Consider the following 15,828-nt stretch of genomic DNA (forward strand, 5'->3'; position numbering starts at 1 on the left):
GGGTGATCGGCCACCGGGCGGCCGTTGCACGTCGAGGGGAGCTCACCGGTCGGTGACGGGCCCGCCCGCAGCGCGCCAATGGATGAGCCCGCCGCTCATATTGACCGCGTCGAAGCCGTTCTCCACCAGAAGGTTCGCCGCACCGGCCGACCGGATGCCACCGGTACAGAAGGTGATGAGCAGGCGGTCGTCGGGGAACTCCAGACAGCGGTCGAGCAACACTTCGAGTGGCGCGTGCACGGCACCCGGGATGTGCACGCGGTTCCACTCGAACTGGCGGCGGACATCCACGACGAGCGCGCCGTCCTCGACGAGGCGGACCGCGTCGGCCGCGGACACGGATGGGGGTCGGCGTAGGTAGTGTCGGAAACTCATGCGCTGCGCGCCACCTGTCGCAGGTTGACCATCGTGAGCGGACCGCTGAGCACCGGCACGAGGGCGCCGACACGGGTCCGCGTCGTGAGTCCGCGACCGAGCAGCGCCGTGACGGCGACGGCCAGGTAGAGCGCACCGTGGACCGGGCCGAGGACAGCGGCGACGGTGCCGTCGTGCACGGTGGCGAGGTTGACCAACAGCGCGAAGACGCTGACGGTCTCGAGAACCGAGAGCGCAGCCAGCGTGCGCAGCATCCCCGTCATGCGTAGCTCGATCCGGGCCGCACGATCATGAGCACGACGACGACCACCCACAGCACGTTGAACAGGCCGGTCAACATGCCGAGGCGGCGCAGCCGGGAACCGTCGTCGGGTGCAGTGAGCGCTTCCCCTTGCAGCGGGGCGATCTGCAGAGCGAGCAGTCCGCCGGCGACGGCCGTGAGCACCATCGCGACCACCACCCAGACCTCGCTCGTGCGGCCTTGGACAGAGGCGAGCACGAGGCCGACGACGGGGACTGCGATCGCCAGGAGTCCGTAGACGCGGGTGATGCGGTGCAGCACGCGGGCGGTGTCAGGGCTCCGTTCTTCCCGTTGCGGACCGCCGAGCGCGACGGTCACCGGCGCGTACCGGGGAAACAGACTCGTGGCCACCGCGACAGGACCCACGAAGAGAATGCCCGCCACGACATGGGCGGAGAGCAACAGCGATTCCATAACCTTCAGCCTAACTGAAGGTAGGTGATCGGGGTCAGTCGGTGGCCGACATCACCCGCAGCATGTGCGCCCGCAACGCCTCGGTCAGCTCGGGATGCTGGACGGCGAACTCCGCGTCGAGGCGGGTCACCACCTCCGCGGCCCGGGCCAGCAGCGACTCACCCTCCGCCGTAATGCGCAGCGTGGATGCCGACCCTGCGTGCGCCGTCGCGTCGTCGACGAACCCGGCCTCGACGAACGCCGCGACCGCCGTGTGGGCGCTCTGCACCGTGATCCGCGACCGCCGGGCGAGCTCACTGAACGAGATACCCGGCGTTCCGCGGACGTGCCCCAACAATCCGTACTTGCGGGTGGTCAACCCGAGCGGCTTCAGTGCCTCGGCGAACGCGGCCTCCCACACCCGGCCCACCGTGAGCAACGTGACCGTGGGACTGAAGGGCGGCAGCTCAGACATGGGAGCAGGCTACCGAGACGATCGCGACTCCAGGACAACTCGACACTGCCGACCCAGGGCAATCGCGCTACCGTCGGATCCATGTTCAGTACCGAGATCGAGGTCCGCACCGGAGCCGAACCGGTGGTGTACGACCTGACGCGTGAGATCGAGAAGTTCCTCGCCTCGACGGGCGCCAGGGACGGCCTGCTGCACGTCTGGGTGCCGCACGCCACTGCGGGAATCGCCGTCATCGAGACCGGCGCCGGGAGCGACGACGACCTCCTGCGAGCAATTGACGACGTCCTTCCCCGCGACGACCGGTGGACGCACCGGCACGGCAGCCACGGGCACGGCCGCGACCACGTGCTGCCCGCGTTCCTGCCGCCGTATGCGTCCGTGCCCGTCTTCGACGGAGCACTCTCGACGGGGACGTGGCAGTCCGTGTGCCTCGTCGACACGAATGTCGACAACCCGGTACGTAAGGTGCGCTTCAGTTTCCTCGCAGGCTGAGCCGGCTCGCGCCGAGCGTTCCCCGTTACGCGCGCGCGAATTCCCTTGCCGAGGAATAGATTTCCGGGAGACTCGCCGCCTCGTCGGTGGACGAATTATCCACCCACGTTTCGAGTGCCACCCGGAGCACGGCGACCGAGACGTCGACCGCGAGCCGCACCTGCAAGTCGGAGCAGTCGAATTTCGTCGACACGACGTCGACCAGAGCCGCTGTCCGCCGTACACTTTCGCGCGCCAGGACGGCACGCAGCGCCGGTTCCTTCTTGATGAGCCTGTTCACCCGCAACAGTCGCCGGCACGGTAACGACGAGCTGTCCGAGTACGTCACCAGTGCGGCCGCGAACGACGTTTCCAACGCGAGCCTCGGAGAGATGTCCGCGTCGAGTTGGTCGAGCCGTGACGCCACGACCGACTCGAAGGCCCAGTGATCCCGGAGGGCCGCCTCTTCCTTGGTGGCGAAGTATCGAAAGAACGTGCGCTGCGACACTCCCGCCGCTTGCGCGATCTCCCCGACGGTGGTGGCCTCGACACCCTTGCGCTCGAACAGTGTGAGCGAAGTCTCGCTGATCTCCACGTTCGTCTGCTCGCGTCGCCGCTCCCGCAGCCCAGGCGGGCCAACGGGCAGGTCAGGCGGCACGGGGAACACTTCGGATCTGGTCATCTACGGCCTTCGTTATCGGTAGGCGAGCACCCACCCGTCGATAGTTCCCATCCGGTCATCCGTTGTCAATATGGCAGCGTGTGCCATAATGGATGCGAAGGGTAGGTAATCAATGAATCTCAATATCGGTGACATCTTCCTGTACCCGCACCACGGGTCCGTGACCGTCACAAAGCTCACAACCCGGATGTTCAAAGATTTGCCCACCGAATACGTACAGTTCGAAGTCGCTCAGACCGGGCTGTCCATCGAGATCCCGGTAGCGAAGGCCGAAGCGCTCGGCGTGCGGAACGCGATCAGCAACGACGAAGTCGAGCGAGTCTTCGACATCCTGCGCGGACCGACCGTCGACGACCCGTCCAACTGGTCCCGGCGGTACAAGGCCAACCAGGAAAAGCTGACAGTGGGTGGAATCTTCACGGTCAGTGAAGTCATTCGCGATCTGATGACCCGTGCACAGGAGAAGCCGCTGTCGGCCGGCGAGAAGCGGCAGCTCGAGCACGCGATGCAGCTCGTCATCTCGGAACTCGTCCTCGCGATGAAGTCCGACCCGGACGACACTCGGCGCCGCATCGAAGAGATCTACGAACCCGCCTCTACCGCGGCCGCCGCCACAGTCTGACAACACGATCGGCAGCGGCCCCGGACGAAAGGTCCGGGGCCGCTGCCGTGTTCGAGATCAGCTACTGCCGAACAGGTTTCCGAGCGATCCTGTTCCCGATCCGGCCCCGTACGTGATGATTACGGTCGGTGCCGCGTCCGCCGCAGCGGCCGCGAAGGTCCCGCCGGGCGCGTACGACGATCCGCCGCCGCCTCCGCCACCGCCGTAGTTGTCGGTACCGCCTCCGCCGCCGAACCATCCACCGCCGCCACCGCCGCTGGGACCTGCGGCCGCGCCGCCGACGCCGGCCTCACCCGGGGAGCCATGCGGGTCGCTGCCACCGTTACCTCCCACGCCGCCGGCCGCGTCCGTGGCGCCGCCGCCACCGCCTCCCCCGCCACCGGCCTGACCTGCAGCTCCCATGAGGTTGCCGCCGCCACCGATGTAGGTGTCGCCCGCACCGCCGCCGCCCGAGGCGACGATCTGCCGATCCGCCAGCTCGCCCGACCCGGTGCGCACATCGGACGCGCCGCCTCCGCCGCTCGCTCCCTCACCGCCTGCTCCGCCGCCGTTGTATCCGGCCGCTCCCGTTCCGTCGCCGCCGTTGCCGCCGACCTGGATGTACAGCGCGTCACCCGCGGCAACCGTCAGCTGTCCGGTGGCGACGGCTGCGGCGCCGCCCGCCAGGGGTCCGTCGCCGTTGCCACCCCGTCCGCCCGTCGCCGTCACCGTCAGACTGGTGATCCCCTCGGGAACCGTGAACGACTGCGCGCTGCCGGTGAACGTGAACGTGCAGGTCACCTGGGTTCCGGCGCCCTGGACGCAGCCGGCAGGCAACACCGCCGGCGCGGCAACCGCGACGCTGGGGGCGAGCAGCCCCGAGGCACCGACTACGGCGAGGCCACACATTCCGGTCGTGTACCACCGGCGGCGTGATCGAACGAGATTTGCGGTCAAAGCAGTCTCCTGTCGCAAAGCGAGCACGTGATAGCTGGTCCGAGTGGGAGCATTCCACAGCGTCCGGCTTCGAGCGGGTCTTCCGATCTCTCGGTAGCCGATCCCATTTGAAGACCGCAGCTCACAGCCCGTGCCGTACCGCTAATCGGGACCCGCGGTATCGCATTCCGCGGCAGGAGGTCACTATGAAGGTAAGTAGAACTAATTTGTTCCTCTAGGCAACGAGGTATGCAGATGAACGACGCGGCACCGATCGGAGACGGGATCTTCCAGATTCCGGTCCCGATCACGGACAATCCCCTCGGTCACACACTCGTGTACGCGATGGAATCCCCCGGCGGCCTGATTCTCGTCGACGCAGGCTGGGACGACGACAACGCCTGGAAGGGCCTCACCTCCGGGCTCGAGGCGATCGGGCACTCGGTGAAGGACGTAGAAGGCGTCGTCCTCACTCACTTCCACCCCGACCACACGGGCCTGTGCGGGCGGGTCCGGGAGGCGTCGGGTGCGTGGATCGCCATGCACGAATCCGATCACGAGATGTTCGAGCACATGTCGACCGGTCACGGTCCCGAGTGGCTGGACTTCCAGAAGGCCAACATGACGCGCGCCGGCGCCGGCCCCGCAGACCTCGAGGCCTTCGAGAAAGCCGCGAGCGGCAAGCCGCCGGCGGGTCCCGAGTCGGCCCCCGACCGTGTTCTCGTCGACGACGAACTCATCGCTCTCGTCGGCCGCAACCTGCGCGCCGTCTACACCCCGGGTCACACCCCCGGACACGTCTGCTTCTACCTCGAAGACGCCGACGTGATGTTCACCGGCGACCACGTCCTGCAGAAGACGACACCGCACGTCGGCAACTTCGTCTACCCGCTCGAGGAGCGCGACGGTCTGGCCGAATTCATGGACTCGCTGCGCCGCGTGCAGACCATGGACATCACCCGCGGCCTCGGCGCCCACGGCATCCCCATCGACGATGTCGCGGGCCGCGCCGGCGAACTGATCGAGCACCACGAAGAGCGACTCGACCACCTGTACAAGGCTTTCGGCGACGACAAGATCACCGTGTGGCAGGTCGCCGAGCGCATGAAGTGGTACAAGCCGTGGGCCGACATCTCCCCCATGGGCAAGGGCATGGCGCTGTCCGAAGCAGCGGCCCACCTTCGGCACCTCGTCGCCCGCGACCTCGTCGCCCAGGTCCCCGACAGCGAGCCCGCCGTCTTCGCTCGCCGCTGACACGTGAGCGGCAAAGCGTCCCCGAGGACACTTTGCCGCTCACGTGGGTGGGGTCATCTCCAACCGCACGCCGAGGAGTCGTACTTCCCGGTCGAGGTCGAGCCTGTCGACCAATGCTGCTGCCGCGTCGGCGATCACGTCCGGATCGAATGTCGGCTCGGGCAGCGGCTTGCTCGTCGTGTGGGTGTCGAACGGGGCATAGCGCACCTTCAACGCCACCCGCACCGCCTTCCGGTTCTCCGCGAGGATGTCCTCCCTGACCCGGGCGGCGAGGCGTCGGATCTCCTCGGTGACGGCCTCCCGCCCGGCGAGGTTCTGCTGGAACGTCGTCTCCCGGCTGTGCGACCGCGCCACCCACGGCTCGGCCGAAACCGGGGAGTGATCGATGCCGCGACCGATCCGCGCGTACCACGGACCCATGGTCGGACCGAGGGTCGCGGCCAACTCCTGATCCGACGCGTCCGCCAACTCCCGCACGGTGCCGATGCCCAGCGCGGCAAGCTTCTTCGCCGTCTTCTTGCCGATCCCCCACAACGCGTCGGTGGGACGCTCCCCCATGACGTCGAACCAGTTCTCCTCCGTCAGCCGGTAGACGCCCTGCGGTTTGCCGAAGTCCGTCGCGATCTTGGCGCGTAACTTGTTGTCGCCGATACCGACTGAGCAATGCAGCCCGGTCGCGTCGAGGACGGCGTCGTGGACACCTCGCGCGAAGGCCTCCGGGTCGTCGGTCTCGACACCGAGAAACGCCTCGTCCCAGCCCATCACCTCCACTACGACATCCAGCTTCCGCAAGGTGTCCATCACGACGCCCGACACCTCGGTGTAGGCCTCGGCGTCGACGGGCAGGAACACGGCGTCGGGAATCTTCCGAGCTGCGATCCGCATCGGCATTCCCGAACCGACGCCGAATTCACGCGCCTCGTACGACGCCGTCGACACCACCGCACGCTCGGTGGGATCCCCGCGACCGCCCACGACGACCGGAAGTCCCCGCAGTTCAGGGTGCCGTAGCACCTCGACCGCGGCGATGAACTGGTCGAGATCGACATGCAGCACCCACCGGCGACGCGGCGGTGTGCTCATGAAGCCAGTGTGCCGGAATCCGCAGGCAGACCACCGGCGAATCCGCCAGTTCGGCCGCGCCGTTCAAGCCCGCGTCTTTACCACTCCCCGCGTTCCCACAGTTCGTCGGCGTAGTCGCCGAGATCGCCGCGCACCAGCCTGCGAACCTTGCCGAGCTTGCGCAGCGTCGGGATGGTCTCGCGTGCAGCGACGCCGATGCCACGGCGCTTGCGCGGGGAACAGAGCGCGCAGCCGCGGTACGTCCGTGACGGGTGATGGGTAGGCATAGCGCCTCCGATGGTGACTCCGCGAAAGGCGAAGACTTCAGAATACATCGGTGGAGGCCGACGGTGGCAGCAACTCGTCGGGAAAGCGGTACGAACATCCGAGTTCGCTGGTGGACCGGGTGCCCCAGTTGTCCCGGAACCAGGCCACGCACGTGTTCGCGATGAGGTTCACGTCGCGGCTGAAGAGGTAGCCGTCCGTGCAATCTTCGAAGTGGCCGTCGAATTGCCACCTGTCGAGTGGCAGGTTTTCGGAAGAATAATCGGCGAGCAGCAAATGCCCGAGCTCAACACGTGATCGACGAAGCATCAGCACACCGTCGGCCAGTACCTGAATCTGCGCGCAGACGACTTCCTGGTCGTCGTCCTCACTGATGTAGCTGTTCGGGCCGATCTCGACGATGAGCGCGACCGGTTGATCGACCAGCGAACCCGTCAACCACTCGAACATTCCCGCCCACGAAACCTCGGGCAACTCGGTGGAATCGACCATCGTCATCACCTTCCCGTACTCGCGACCACGCAGGGAGCGTCGGGCGCCTCCCCCTGAGTCGTATCAAAGCAGAAGGTTCCGACACATGTGGGCCGAAATCGTTCTCGAGCGCACTGTGTCGACCGCGCGAATGACGTGATCGGGAGCAGCGCCCGGGGGTCGGACAGGCCGAATATGCTGTCTCCGCAACTTGTTCGACTTGCCGGCACCGACTTCCGCGTTGCGGATCTACATCGACAGCACCATCTGTGCGAAGAGGCGACCCCACTCGGGGTCCATCGGCTGGTCGCGCTGGACCCAGCCCTCGACCATGGCGCCGGTGAGTTCGAGGAAGGTGATCGTGGGGCGGGCGATCCAGAAGAGTTCTTCCCGGCCGACGATGGTGCCGTCGCTCGTCTGCCAGCCGAGGGCGGCGAGTCCCTCGGCGACCACGTCCCGGCGTTCGTCTGACGAGGTGCCGGCGGCGAGGGTGAAGAGCACGAGGTATCCGGCCTCCCGCTCGATCTGCTCGGACCCCAGCGGCAGGCGGTCGATCAGATGACACCACAACCGGAAGCGGTCGTTCGCCATCGAAGTCCCGAGATTCGTCCGAACCAGCTTTCCCTTGTACTTGCGGACCAGTCCGAGCGTCTTGGCGTACTCGCGGAGCAGGTGGACGGGCCGCTGGTCCGACTCACGGTTGCTTGTGGCGGGCCAATCATCGAATCCCGGCAGCGTCTGCCGCATCTCCGCCACCACGGCGGGTGGCAGATAGCCTGCCTGGGTCAGGGTGATGCCGTCGGACCCGATGCGCTGCAGGAACCATCGCAGATGCAGGGTCGCCTTGTCCTGGGTCTCCTTGATGTCGCCTAGCCGGTCGGTGAGGTGGGCGTGCTCCAGAAGCGAAAAGAGATGCGGGGCAGACTGATGCGGGATTCGGCGCAGCAGTTCCGCGAACTTCGAATCCGTCACCGGGCCGTGGTCGCGGATCACGGCCTCCAACCGGAGGTTGCGGTTCACCACGTCGGCGGCGAACGATTCGGGCGCGAAGCCCGGCCCCACCCACGCTCCGGCATCATGATGACCGGGGTGTGACGGCGTCGCAAGGACCTTCAACAGGTCGTCGTATCCGCTCGGTCCGCCACAATCCTCGGGCGGGCAGGCGCGGGCACCGGCGAGGCACGTGACGGTCGGCGCCGGACCGCCGGTCTCGACCCGCTCGAGCACGATCGTGTGCTCCCAACCGTCCCCGAAGTCGTACAGATACGACAGCAACTCGCCGGGTTCGGCCAGAACCTGATCGAGCCGCACCCTGTCCTCGCGCACCTCGTCGTCCTCGTTGACGTAATCCTCGTCGGCGCTGTCGCGCATCTCGTACCGCTCCGAGGCGGGCGGCTCACCGCCGACCCACGAATGCAGGTGACTGTCCTGCCAGCCCATCACCGTCTGCACGATCGGGTGCAACTCGTTCAGGAACAGGTTCGACGGCACCACGAACTGACGCCAGATCGGCGGAGACACGTCGTCGAGTTCGACGCGCAGGTGGTAGCTCGCGACGGCGCGGCGACCCCGCCTCTCCGACGGCCGGACGATCATCGGCACGTCGGGGACGACGGACAGGTGTCGGCGTTTACCCGAAGCGGTCATGGCGTCATGGTAGGCGGGAGGCAGCGGTGTCCGGCACAAGTGGTGACGATAGCGTGAACGCATGCCCGTGTCCGCAGTTCTCGCAGGTCGGTACCAGTTGCGGGGAGTGCTGGGCCGCGGCGGGATGGCCGACGTCCACGACGGCTGGGACCTGCGCCTCGAGCGGCCGGTCGCGGTGAAGGTGCTGCGCCCGGAACTCACGTCCGTCCCCGACACCCGCCGGCGGTTCGAGGCCGAGGCGCGGCTGGCCGCCACGCTGAACCACCCGAACGTGGTCGCCGTCCACGACTGCGGTGAGGACGCCGGAGTGGCGTACATCGTGATGGAACGCCTGCCCGGACGGACCCTGGCCGACGAGATCGCCGCCGGACCCTTGCCCGAGGCGCGGGTGCGGTCGATCCTCGCCGACGTGCTCGCCGCCATCGGCGCCGCTCACTTAGCCGGGATCCTGCACCGCGACATCAAACCGGGAAACGTGCTGTTCACCGCGACCGGCGCGGTGAAGGTCGCCGACTTCGGCATCGCGAAGAGCGCGGCGTCCGACCACACGGCGACCGGACAGGTGCTGGGCACCGTCGCCTACCTCAGCCCCAATCGGATCACGGGGAACCCGGCAAATCCCGCCGACGACCTCTACGCAGTCGGGGTCGTCGGCTACGAAGCCCTCGCCGGGCACCGGCCGTTCGCCGGCGACAACATCCTCTCGCTCGCCCGTGCGATCACCGACGGCGCGGCCCGGCCCCTTCGCGAGATGCGTCCGGACGCCGACCCGGCCCTCGTGCACACGATCGAACGGGCGATGGCCCGCGATTCGCGGCAGCGGTACGCCGACGCCCAGTCGATGCGGGCCGCCGTCCTCGGAACGCCCGTCCCCCAGACGAGAGCATTCACGCCCAGCACAACCGTCCACGAACTACCGCCCGAGCCGCCGCGACCCCGCCGGCGGACCGGGCTGATCATCGCCGCCGTCGCCGCACTTCTGATCGCGGTCGTCGTCGGAGCGCTGGCCATCGCGTCGCAGAACCGGGACGGCACCGTAAGCCCGGCCACCACCACGGCCGTCAGTCCGCCGCCGGCACCCGTGTCTGGCCCGCCCAGCACCGTCGAGGTCAACCCGGTCGCACCCGTCCCGCCGGTGAACGCCCCGAAGCCAGGTCCGGGAAACGGCAACGGCAACAACGGGAATGGGAACAACAAGACCAAGGACAAGGAGAAGGACGGCAACTGACCCGGACCGCGCGATGCCCTTTCACTCACGCAGGGGCGCTCACTCCGCGGCGCGCGTCGACGGCGGCACGCACGGCCGGCGCGACGTCGGTCGCGAACTTGCTGACCTGCGCGGGGTCGTCGCCGTCGGTGCCGAAGACGAACGTGTCCATGCCCGTCTCCACCACGAGATCCGTCAGTTGGCTCACCCATTGCTCGGTGGTCCCGTGGAACAGCGTGTCCGACGGAGTGTCGCCCACCCGCCCGAAGATGTTGTAGGCGCGGACGATCGAACTCGGATCGCGGCCCGCGTCCGCGGCGCCCGCGTCGATCTTCGCGTGCATGCCGGGCAGGACGTCCGGCGGGAAGTAGGAGCTCGACGGAACCCATCCGTCGGCGGAACGGCCCAGCGCACGCAGCAAGCGCGGCCCGCCGACACCGAGCCAGATCCCGATCGGATGCGCCGGGACAGGCCCGGGATGCACGCCGGCGAGGCGGTAGTGCTCACCTTCGGAATACACGGCACGCTCACCGGACCACATGAGGCGAATCACCTCGACCGCCTCCTCGACCGCCGTCGCCGCCTGGCCGGGCGTGCGAACGTCGCCACCCATCGCCCCGATCGCATCCCAGAAGGCGCCCGCACCCAACGCCAGTTCGAACCGGCCGCCCGACATCACGTCGAGACTGGCCGCGGCCTTCGCCATCACCGCGGGCGGACGCAGCGGCAGGCACGCGACGTCGGGAAACACGCGCACCCGCTCGGTCCGGGCGAGCAGGGTGCCCATCAGCGAGAAGGAGTCGAGGAACTTCGCCTGATACGGGTGATCCTGAACGGCGACGAAATCGAGCCCGGTCTCGTCGGCGAGCGCGGCGAGTTCGAACGTGTTTTCCAGCAACTCCACCGTAGGGGTGACGAACACGCCGAACTGGAGGGTTCTGCCATAATCGGTCATCGCGGTCGCGCCCCTCTCGGTTCCCGGACTCCTTCGATCATCCACCACCTCGCCCGCCGGGAACACCCGGTTCGTGGCCCGGCATAGTGGGTTCATGACATCCGAAGACACGACCGCCGGCTCCGCACCCGACGTCCGGGACGCGCCCGAACACCACCGCTTCGAAGTCCGTGTCGACGGTGAGCTGGCCGGGTTCACCGAGTACCTCGACCACGAGAATCAACGGATCTTCTTCCACACCGAGATCGGCGAACAGTTCGCGGGCCGCGGCCTGGCCAGCGCCCTGATCCGCAGCGCGCTGACGGAAACGGTCGGGGGCGGCAAGCGGATCGTGCCGATCTGCCCGTTCGTCGCCCGCTACCTCGAGAAGCACGACGACTTCGCCGACGACGTCGACGCCGTCACCCCGGCCGCGATCGAGGCGGTGCGGCACCGGCAGCGCTGATCAGAGTGCGCCGCCGGCGCTGATCAGAGTGCGCCGCCGGCGCCGCGGGCCTCCTCGAGCCGACCGATGAGGGTCGCGGCGTCGTAGGGACCGGTGTGCCGGGTGAGGTCGGTGCCCGTCGCGCCGAGGTAGAACGTCGGGGTCCCGTGGAAGTCGCTCGACTCGGCGTCCAGTTCGTCGTCGTCGACGCGATGGAGGTATTCGCCCTTGCGGATGTCCTCCTCGAACCGGTCCGTGTCGAGTCCCAGCTCGGCCGCGTACCCGAAGATCTCGTCCTCGGCTAGGGCGTCGCTGTTGGCGAACAGGTGGTCGTGCATCTCCCAGAACCGTCCCTGCGCGGCCGCCGCCTCGCTGGCCTGTGCGGCGAATCGGGCGTGCGGGTGCACCTCGTCGAGAGGCAGGTGCCGGAACACGTAACGCAGTTCGTCACCGAAATGCGCGCGCACGTCCCGGATGCTGCCGGTGGCCTTGCTGCAGAACGGGCATTCGAAATCGCCGTACTCGACAAGGGTGAGCGGCGCATCGGCCGGGCCGCGCACGTGATCGCGGGTAAGGGCGACGGGCCGAAGGAGGGTGAGCCCGGGCGCCTTCGTCGGCGGGTACCGCCAGTCCGACAGCCGGAACAGCGCCCAGCCGAGCACCGTCGCGATGACGGCCGCCGTCAGGACACCGACCCCGGCCTCGTTGGCCAGCTCGGGAGAGTCGATGGCGAGGTCGACGATGAACAGAGAGATGGTGAAACCGATGCCGGCCAGCGCGCTGCCGCCGGTGATCTGCGAGAGCGTCAGCCCGGGTGGCAGGCTTCCCGGCCGCAGCTTCGAGAAGACGGCGGTGGCCGCGGTGATGCCGACGAGCTTGCCGACCACCAGCCCGAGCACGATGCCCCACGCCAACGGCGACCGGGCCGCGTCCGCGAGGGTCTGCCCGGTGATGACCACTCCCGCGTTGGCGAGCGCGAAGATCGGGACGACGAGGAACGCGGTGTACGGCTGGTAGAAGCGCAGGAGTCGCTCGTTGACGGACACCGCACGCAGCACCCCGAGTTGCGCGGCGCGGGCGTAGTCGGAGTTGGGTGACTGCCGGAACGCGCGCGTGAGTTCCCCCGCCCGCTCCACCTCGCTTCGCCGCGGCGGATACACCGGCAGGATCAGCGCGATCAGCACCCCGACGAGGGTGGGATGGACGCCCGACTCATAGAACGCCACCCAGGTGGCCGCCGCGACCACGAAATAGGCGACACCCCGCCACACCTCGAGCTTGCGCAACTGCATGATCAGCAGCAGTCCCACGCACCCGAGAAGCAGGGGTCCGAGCCGCAGGTCGTCGGTGTAGAAGAACGCGATGATCGCGAGGGCGCCGATGTCGTCGGCGACGGCGAGGGTCAGGATGAACAGGCGCAACCGGGCGGGGCATCGGGGCCCGACCAGCGCGAGCGCCCCCAGCACGAACGCGGTGTCGGTGGAGACCACGACGCCCCACGCGGCCGCCTCCTCCCCGGTCGGATTGAGTACCAGGAACAGGGCCGCGGGCAGCGCCAGACCGGCAATGGCGGCGAGGATCGGGACGGCGGCGCGGGAGCGGTCGGTGAGTTCGCCGATCGTCAGCTCCCGTTTCACCTCCAACCCGACGACGAAGAAGAACAGCGTCATCAGCCCGTCGTTGACCCAGTGCTTCAGGTCGAGGCCGACGCTGTAGTCGCCGATCTGGATCGTCACCGGCGTGTGCCAGAACGACTCGTACGAATGACCGATGTTGGCCCACACCAGCGCGAGCACTGTCGCGACGAGGAGGAAGCCGGCCGACAGCTTGTCGTCGTCGGTGTCGTCGCGGATCTCGGCCAACCGCATCGACAGTCGCCGAAGTGTGGTGGGGCTGCTCTGGTCGACCGTCATGTGTCCCCTCGCTTCCAGTTCCGCCGCTGGTCAGCCTAACGCCGCTGCCCATTAGCCGTTCCGATGTCCGATCTGGCGGCCCCGACTACCCGAACTCGCCCGCGATTCCATCTCGCCATGGGATCGAAGCAGACGAGCAATCCGGGCCAGAAACGCGCGGCAAAGCAGAAGGCGCGCCAACGACGGAACCGCTCCACGGTGTCACCGATGTTTCCCACTCCCGCCGTCGACCCGGCGCTCATCGACAGCTTCGTTCAGTGGCTGCGCGGCGGCGACCTCACCGACGATGCGGAGGTCTACGGACACCTCGTCGAGTCGACACTCACGAACCTCGCGCACGCCCGCCCCGGTTTCCACGCCACCGGCTGGCTCCCCGCGGACGCGCATACCCTGCTCGAGGCCGCCGACGAATTCGTCGCGCAAGATTCCGACGACATGGACGACGTCGCCATGACGATCATCGCCTCCACGCTGACGTTCCTGAACTTTCTCGACGAAAATCGGCTGTGGACCGGCAGCGAGGAGAACTTCACGCACTGCATCGAAGACCTCCTCGAATTCGTCGAGCCGGAACCACCCATCATTTTTCCGGACGACATCGCGCTTCCCGCCGTGGACGAAGAGGACGAACTTCGCGCCCTCCTCGCCCTTCCCGCGATCACGGCCCTCGCCGCACTTGTCGACTGGGTCGGCACAAGCATGCCCGTCACCTCCACGAAGGTACCCAAACCCGCCTCTCTTCCCGGTCTCGCCGACGCGCTGGGTATCGATCTCCAGGTCGACTCGGATGGATATCCGCGGGTCAGGAAAATCCGCTCGATGCGCGATGTGCCCGCGATGATGACGTATTGGGACACCGCGGAAGAGGTCGGTCTCATTACCGTCAACTCCACGCGCGCGGTCCGCGGTCCGAACGCGGAGCTGATTGCCGACGACACGACGCCTGCCCTGCCGTTGATCCGTGCAGCCGTCACCGAATTCGTTCGCCGCCAATTCGTTTCGCAACCTGACCATTTCGACCTCATGCAACTGACCGATCTCGTCGTGATGCAGGTGATCCTGGCGGGAATGACGTCGACGCCGTCCCCTGCCCCGACGGAGGACGCGCCCCTCGACGACGAGCAATCGATCATGGATGACTTCATCCATGATCGACTGGACGCGCTGGTGGATCAGAAGTGGCTGACCAAAGATGACGCCTACCGCGTTCCGTCTGCGCTGCAACCTGCCGTCCTTCGTGCCGTCCACCTCGCGAGTGCGGAAGCCGCGGACGCACTGCCCGTTGCGATGGATGCGCACATCACATTGCGGATCTCACTGGAAGGCACCCATATTCCTGTCTGGCGCCGCATTCGGCTCGATGCCACGCTACCGCTCGACGCTTCCCATCACATCATCCAGTCGGCGTTCGGGTGGGAGAATTCTCATCTCCACGAATTCTCGGTAGGCCCCGCGCACTCGGGTGGCGGAGTATTCATCCCCGCTGACGACATCCCGCACCGCGACGTGGAAGGCCGGGCCGTCGCGGAGGAGGCTGTCCTCGTCGGTTCGTTGCTCGGCTCGGTCGGCGACCAGCTCACCTACCTGTACGACTTCGGTGACGACTGGATCCACCACATCGTCGTCGAAGCGGTCGACGCCCCCGACCCCGACTCCCCTGCCGCGCTATGCCTCGACGGAGGAAACATGGCGCCCTGCGAAGATTCCGGCGGCCCGTGGGGCTGGGCGGACAAGATCGAGGCCAGCGCCGACCCGCATCACGAGGAGCACGTGGAGATCCGGGAATGGCTGGGTCTGCGCCCCGGGCAGCAACTCGATCCGACGTCGTTCGATCGAGACCGGGTCAATTCCGCCTTCGAGGCGTTGTTCGGGTAGCGCGGGCGGGCGTCCGCGGACGCCCGCTCAGACGTGGTTGTCGAGTACGAACTGGGTGAATCCCTTGCGGATCAGGCGCACGGCCTGCTTCTGCCCCTGCCGCAGCACGGACTTGGGCACCCACACCTTGGGCTCGACCGACATGGTGAGGTGAACCGACGTCCCGCGCGCGGTGGGGGTCAGTCGGTACTCGCCCTCCTGACACTTCTGCTTGTCACTCTCGAGCAGCGTCCACGACATCAGCTCGTCCCCGATCCACTTGTGTTCGGCCAGCTGCACGTCGGAGACGCCGAGGACGGCGAGCGTCATCCGCACGGTGCGGGGACGTCCGTCGTCGAACCGGGACTCCACCACGACCTTCTTGTGCACCGCCGACCATTCGGGAATGCGTTCGACCTCCACCAGAGCGGCCATCACCTGCTCCGGGGTTGCCTCGATCTCGAACTCGCCTGACACCGACAACGCCATCTGGTGCTCTTCCTCTCGACGGATGTGTCTCCC

Annotated in this window: 19 protein-coding genes; 6 read left to right on the forward strand and 13 right to left on the reverse strand. The window is 67.5% G+C overall.

Annotated elements, in window-relative coordinates:
• Positions 1-42 precede the first annotated feature (42 nt).
• The 4 genes from ROP_RS06885 to ROP_RS06900 are packed head-to-tail and all read right to left on the reverse strand — an operon-like array spanning position 43 to position 1,544.
• Positions 43-375, reverse strand: a complete 333-nt coding sequence (locus ROP_RS06885) for a rhodanese-like domain-containing protein (protein ID WP_012688609.1) — start codon at positions 373-375, stop codon at positions 43-45.
• A complete protein-coding gene (locus ROP_RS06890; RefSeq protein ID WP_012688610.1) occupies positions 372-638 on the reverse strand; it encodes a hypothetical protein in 267 nt (88 codons plus the stop codon). Before ROP_RS06890 ends, ROP_RS06885 begins: the two co-directional genes overlap by 4 nt.
• Positions 635-1,090: a hypothetical protein gene (locus tag ROP_RS06895; protein WP_012688611.1), complete on the reverse strand. Its 456-nt coding sequence runs from the start codon at positions 1,088-1,090 to the stop codon at positions 635-637. The genes ROP_RS06890 and ROP_RS06895 overlap by 4 nt, the downstream gene beginning before the upstream one ends.
• Before the next feature lie 34 nt (positions 1,091-1,124).
• Positions 1,125-1,544 carry a MarR family winged helix-turn-helix transcriptional regulator gene (locus ROP_RS06900; protein ID WP_012688612.1) on the reverse strand — a complete coding sequence of 140 codons (420 nt, stop codon included), beginning with the start codon at positions 1,542-1,544 and terminating at the stop codon, positions 1,125-1,127.
• An 81-nt stretch (positions 1,545-1,625) separates the two neighbouring features.
• Between ROP_RS06900 and ROP_RS06905 the strand changes: the two genes are divergently transcribed.
• Entirely contained in the window at positions 1,626-2,036 is a 411-nt protein-coding gene (locus tag ROP_RS06905) for a secondary thiamine-phosphate synthase enzyme YjbQ (RefSeq protein ID WP_012688613.1), read from the forward strand.
• A 25-nt stretch (positions 2,037-2,061) separates the two neighbouring features.
• On the opposite strand, the gene ROP_RS06910 is transcribed toward ROP_RS06905, so the two are convergent.
• Complete coding sequence (locus ROP_RS06910; RefSeq protein ID WP_012688614.1) at positions 2,062-2,697, reverse strand: TetR family transcriptional regulator; 636 nt, start codon at positions 2,695-2,697, stop codon at positions 2,062-2,064.
• Positions 2,698-2,809: 112 nt separating this feature from the next.
• Between ROP_RS06910 and ROP_RS06915 the strand changes: the two genes are divergently transcribed.
• A complete protein-coding gene (locus ROP_RS06915; protein ID WP_012688615.1) occupies positions 2,810-3,319 on the forward strand; it encodes a CarD family transcriptional regulator in 510 nt (169 codons plus the stop codon).
• A gap of 57 nt (positions 3,320-3,376) precedes the next feature.
• On the opposite strand, the gene ROP_RS06920 is transcribed toward ROP_RS06915, so the two are convergent.
• Positions 3,377-4,255, reverse strand: coding sequence for a glycine-rich protein (locus tag ROP_RS06920; RefSeq protein WP_043824344.1), 879 nt, complete (start codon positions 4,253-4,255; stop codon positions 3,377-3,379).
• Between the two features lie 234 nt (positions 4,256-4,489).
• Here ROP_RS06920 and ROP_RS06925 point away from each other — a divergent pair, with 234 nt between their 5' ends.
• On the forward strand, positions 4,490-5,488 hold the full coding sequence (locus tag ROP_RS06925; RefSeq protein ID WP_043826320.1) for an MBL fold metallo-hydrolase: 999 nt from the start codon (positions 4,490-4,492) through the stop codon (positions 5,486-5,488).
• Between the two features lie 39 nt (positions 5,489-5,527).
• Here ROP_RS06925 and ROP_RS06930 read toward each other — a convergent pair whose 3' ends face one another.
• The 4 genes from ROP_RS06930 to ROP_RS06945 all read right to left on the reverse strand — a co-directional run bounded on the left by ROP_RS06930 (position 5,528) and on the right by ROP_RS06945 (position 8,953).
• Positions 5,528-6,571: a DNA polymerase IV gene (locus ROP_RS06930; protein ID WP_012688618.1), complete on the reverse strand. Its 1,044-nt coding sequence runs from the start codon at positions 6,569-6,571 to the stop codon at positions 5,528-5,530.
• A gap of 77 nt (positions 6,572-6,648) precedes the next feature.
• A complete protein-coding gene (locus ROP_RS06935) occupies positions 6,649-6,837 on the reverse strand; it encodes a hypothetical protein (protein ID WP_012688619.1) in 189 nt (62 codons plus the stop codon).
• 37 nt (positions 6,838-6,874) lie between these two features.
• Entirely contained in the window at positions 6,875-7,327 is a 453-nt protein-coding gene (locus ROP_RS06940) for a hypothetical protein (protein WP_043826322.1), read from the reverse strand.
• A gap of 228 nt (positions 7,328-7,555) precedes the next feature.
• On the reverse strand, positions 7,556-8,953 hold the full coding sequence (locus ROP_RS06945) for a plasmid pRiA4b ORF-3 family protein (protein WP_012688621.1): 1,398 nt from the start codon (positions 8,951-8,953) through the stop codon (positions 7,556-7,558).
• 61 nt (positions 8,954-9,014) lie between these two features.
• Between ROP_RS06945 and ROP_RS06950 the strand changes: the two genes are divergently transcribed.
• Positions 9,015-10,181, forward strand: a complete 1,167-nt coding sequence (locus tag ROP_RS06950; protein WP_012688622.1) for a serine/threonine-protein kinase — start codon at positions 9,015-9,017, stop codon at positions 10,179-10,181.
• A 25-nt stretch (positions 10,182-10,206) separates the two neighbouring features.
• Here ROP_RS06950 and ROP_RS06955 read toward each other — a convergent pair whose 3' ends face one another.
• Complete coding sequence (locus tag ROP_RS06955; protein ID WP_012688623.1) at positions 10,207-11,115, reverse strand: LLM class flavin-dependent oxidoreductase; 909 nt, start codon at positions 11,113-11,115, stop codon at positions 10,207-10,209.
• Between the two features lie 94 nt (positions 11,116-11,209).
• On the opposite strand from ROP_RS06955, the gene ROP_RS06960 reads away from it, so the two are divergent.
• Positions 11,210-11,560, forward strand: coding sequence for a GNAT family N-acetyltransferase (locus tag ROP_RS06960; RefSeq protein ID WP_012688624.1), 351 nt, complete (start codon positions 11,210-11,212; stop codon positions 11,558-11,560).
• A gap of 23 nt (positions 11,561-11,583) precedes the next feature.
• Here ROP_RS06960 and nhaA read toward each other — a convergent pair whose 3' ends face one another.
• Complete coding sequence (nhaA, locus tag ROP_RS06965; RefSeq protein ID WP_012688625.1) at positions 11,584-13,452, reverse strand: Na+/H+ antiporter NhaA; 1,869 nt, start codon at positions 13,450-13,452, stop codon at positions 11,584-11,586.
• Positions 13,453-13,569: 117 nt separating this feature from the next.
• Here nhaA and ROP_RS40350 point away from each other — a divergent pair, with 117 nt between their 5' ends.
• A complete protein-coding gene (locus ROP_RS40350) occupies positions 13,570-15,327 on the forward strand; it encodes a plasmid pRiA4b ORF-3 family protein (protein WP_148222442.1) in 1,758 nt (585 codons plus the stop codon).
• A 27-nt stretch (positions 15,328-15,354) separates the two neighbouring features.
• Here the strand turns inward: ROP_RS40350 and ROP_RS06975 are convergent, their stop codons facing one another.
• Complete coding sequence (locus tag ROP_RS06975) at positions 15,355-15,795, reverse strand: SRPBCC family protein (RefSeq protein WP_012688627.1); 441 nt, start codon at positions 15,793-15,795, stop codon at positions 15,355-15,357.
• Between the last annotated feature and the right edge of the window lie 33 nt (positions 15,796-15,828).

Origin of the sequence: Rhodococcus opacus B4 (assembly GCF_000010805.1) — a bacterium.
Classification (GTDB): Bacteria; Actinomycetota; Actinomycetes; order Mycobacteriales; family Mycobacteriaceae; genus Rhodococcus_F; species Rhodococcus_F opacus_C.

Coding starts and splice junctions, on each gene's coding strand:
- nhaA (WP_012688625.1), bottom strand. CDS start 13,452: ATGACGGTCGACCAGAGCAGCCCCACCACACTTCGGCGACTGTCGATG.
- ROP_RS06945 (WP_012688621.1), bottom strand. CDS start 8,953: ATGACCGCTTCGGGTAAACGCCGACACCTGTCCGTCGTCCCCGACGTG.
- ROP_RS06895 (WP_012688611.1), bottom strand. CDS start 1,090: ATGGAATCGCTGTTGCTCTCCGCCCATGTCGTGGCGGGCATTCTCTTC.
- ROP_RS06935 (WP_012688619.1), bottom strand. CDS start 6,837: ATGCCTACCCATCACCCGTCACGGACGTACCGCGGCTGCGCGCTCTGT.
- ROP_RS06905 (WP_012688613.1), top strand. CDS start 1,626: ATGTTCAGTACCGAGATCGAGGTCCGCACCGGAGCCGAACCGGTGGTG.
- ROP_RS06910 (WP_012688614.1), bottom strand. CDS start 2,697: ATGACCAGATCCGAAGTGTTCCCCGTGCCGCCTGACCTGCCCGTTGGC.
- ROP_RS06930 (WP_012688618.1), bottom strand. CDS start 6,571: ATGAGCACACCGCCGCGTCGCCGGTGGGTGCTGCATGTCGATCTCGAC.
- ROP_RS06900 (WP_012688612.1), bottom strand. CDS start 1,544: ATGTCTGAGCTGCCGCCCTTCAGTCCCACGGTCACGTTGCTCACGGTG.
- ROP_RS06940 (WP_043826322.1), bottom strand. CDS start 7,327: ATGGTCGATTCCACCGAGTTGCCCGAGGTTTCGTGGGCGGGAATGTTC.
- ROP_RS06950 (WP_012688622.1), top strand. CDS start 9,015: ATGCCCGTGTCCGCAGTTCTCGCAGGTCGGTACCAGTTGCGGGGAGTG.
- ROP_RS06890 (WP_012688610.1), bottom strand. CDS start 638: ATGACGGGGATGCTGCGCACGCTGGCTGCGCTCTCGGTTCTCGAGACC.
- ROP_RS06925 (WP_043826320.1), top strand. CDS start 4,490: ATGAACGACGCGGCACCGATCGGAGACGGGATCTTCCAGATTCCGGTC.
- ROP_RS06975 (WP_012688627.1), bottom strand. CDS start 15,795: ATGGCGTTGTCGGTGTCAGGCGAGTTCGAGATCGAGGCAACCCCGGAG.
- ROP_RS06960 (WP_012688624.1), top strand. CDS start 11,210: ATGACATCCGAAGACACGACCGCCGGCTCCGCACCCGACGTCCGGGAC.
- ROP_RS06955 (WP_012688623.1), bottom strand. CDS start 11,115: ATGACCGATTATGGCAGAACCCTCCAGTTCGGCGTGTTCGTCACCCCT.
- ROP_RS40350 (WP_148222442.1), top strand. CDS start 13,570: ATGGGATCGAAGCAGACGAGCAATCCGGGCCAGAAACGCGCGGCAAAG.
- ROP_RS06885 (WP_012688609.1), bottom strand. CDS start 375: ATGAGTTTCCGACACTACCTACGCCGACCCCCATCCGTGTCCGCGGCC.
- ROP_RS06915 (WP_012688615.1), top strand. CDS start 2,810: ATGAATCTCAATATCGGTGACATCTTCCTGTACCCGCACCACGGGTCC.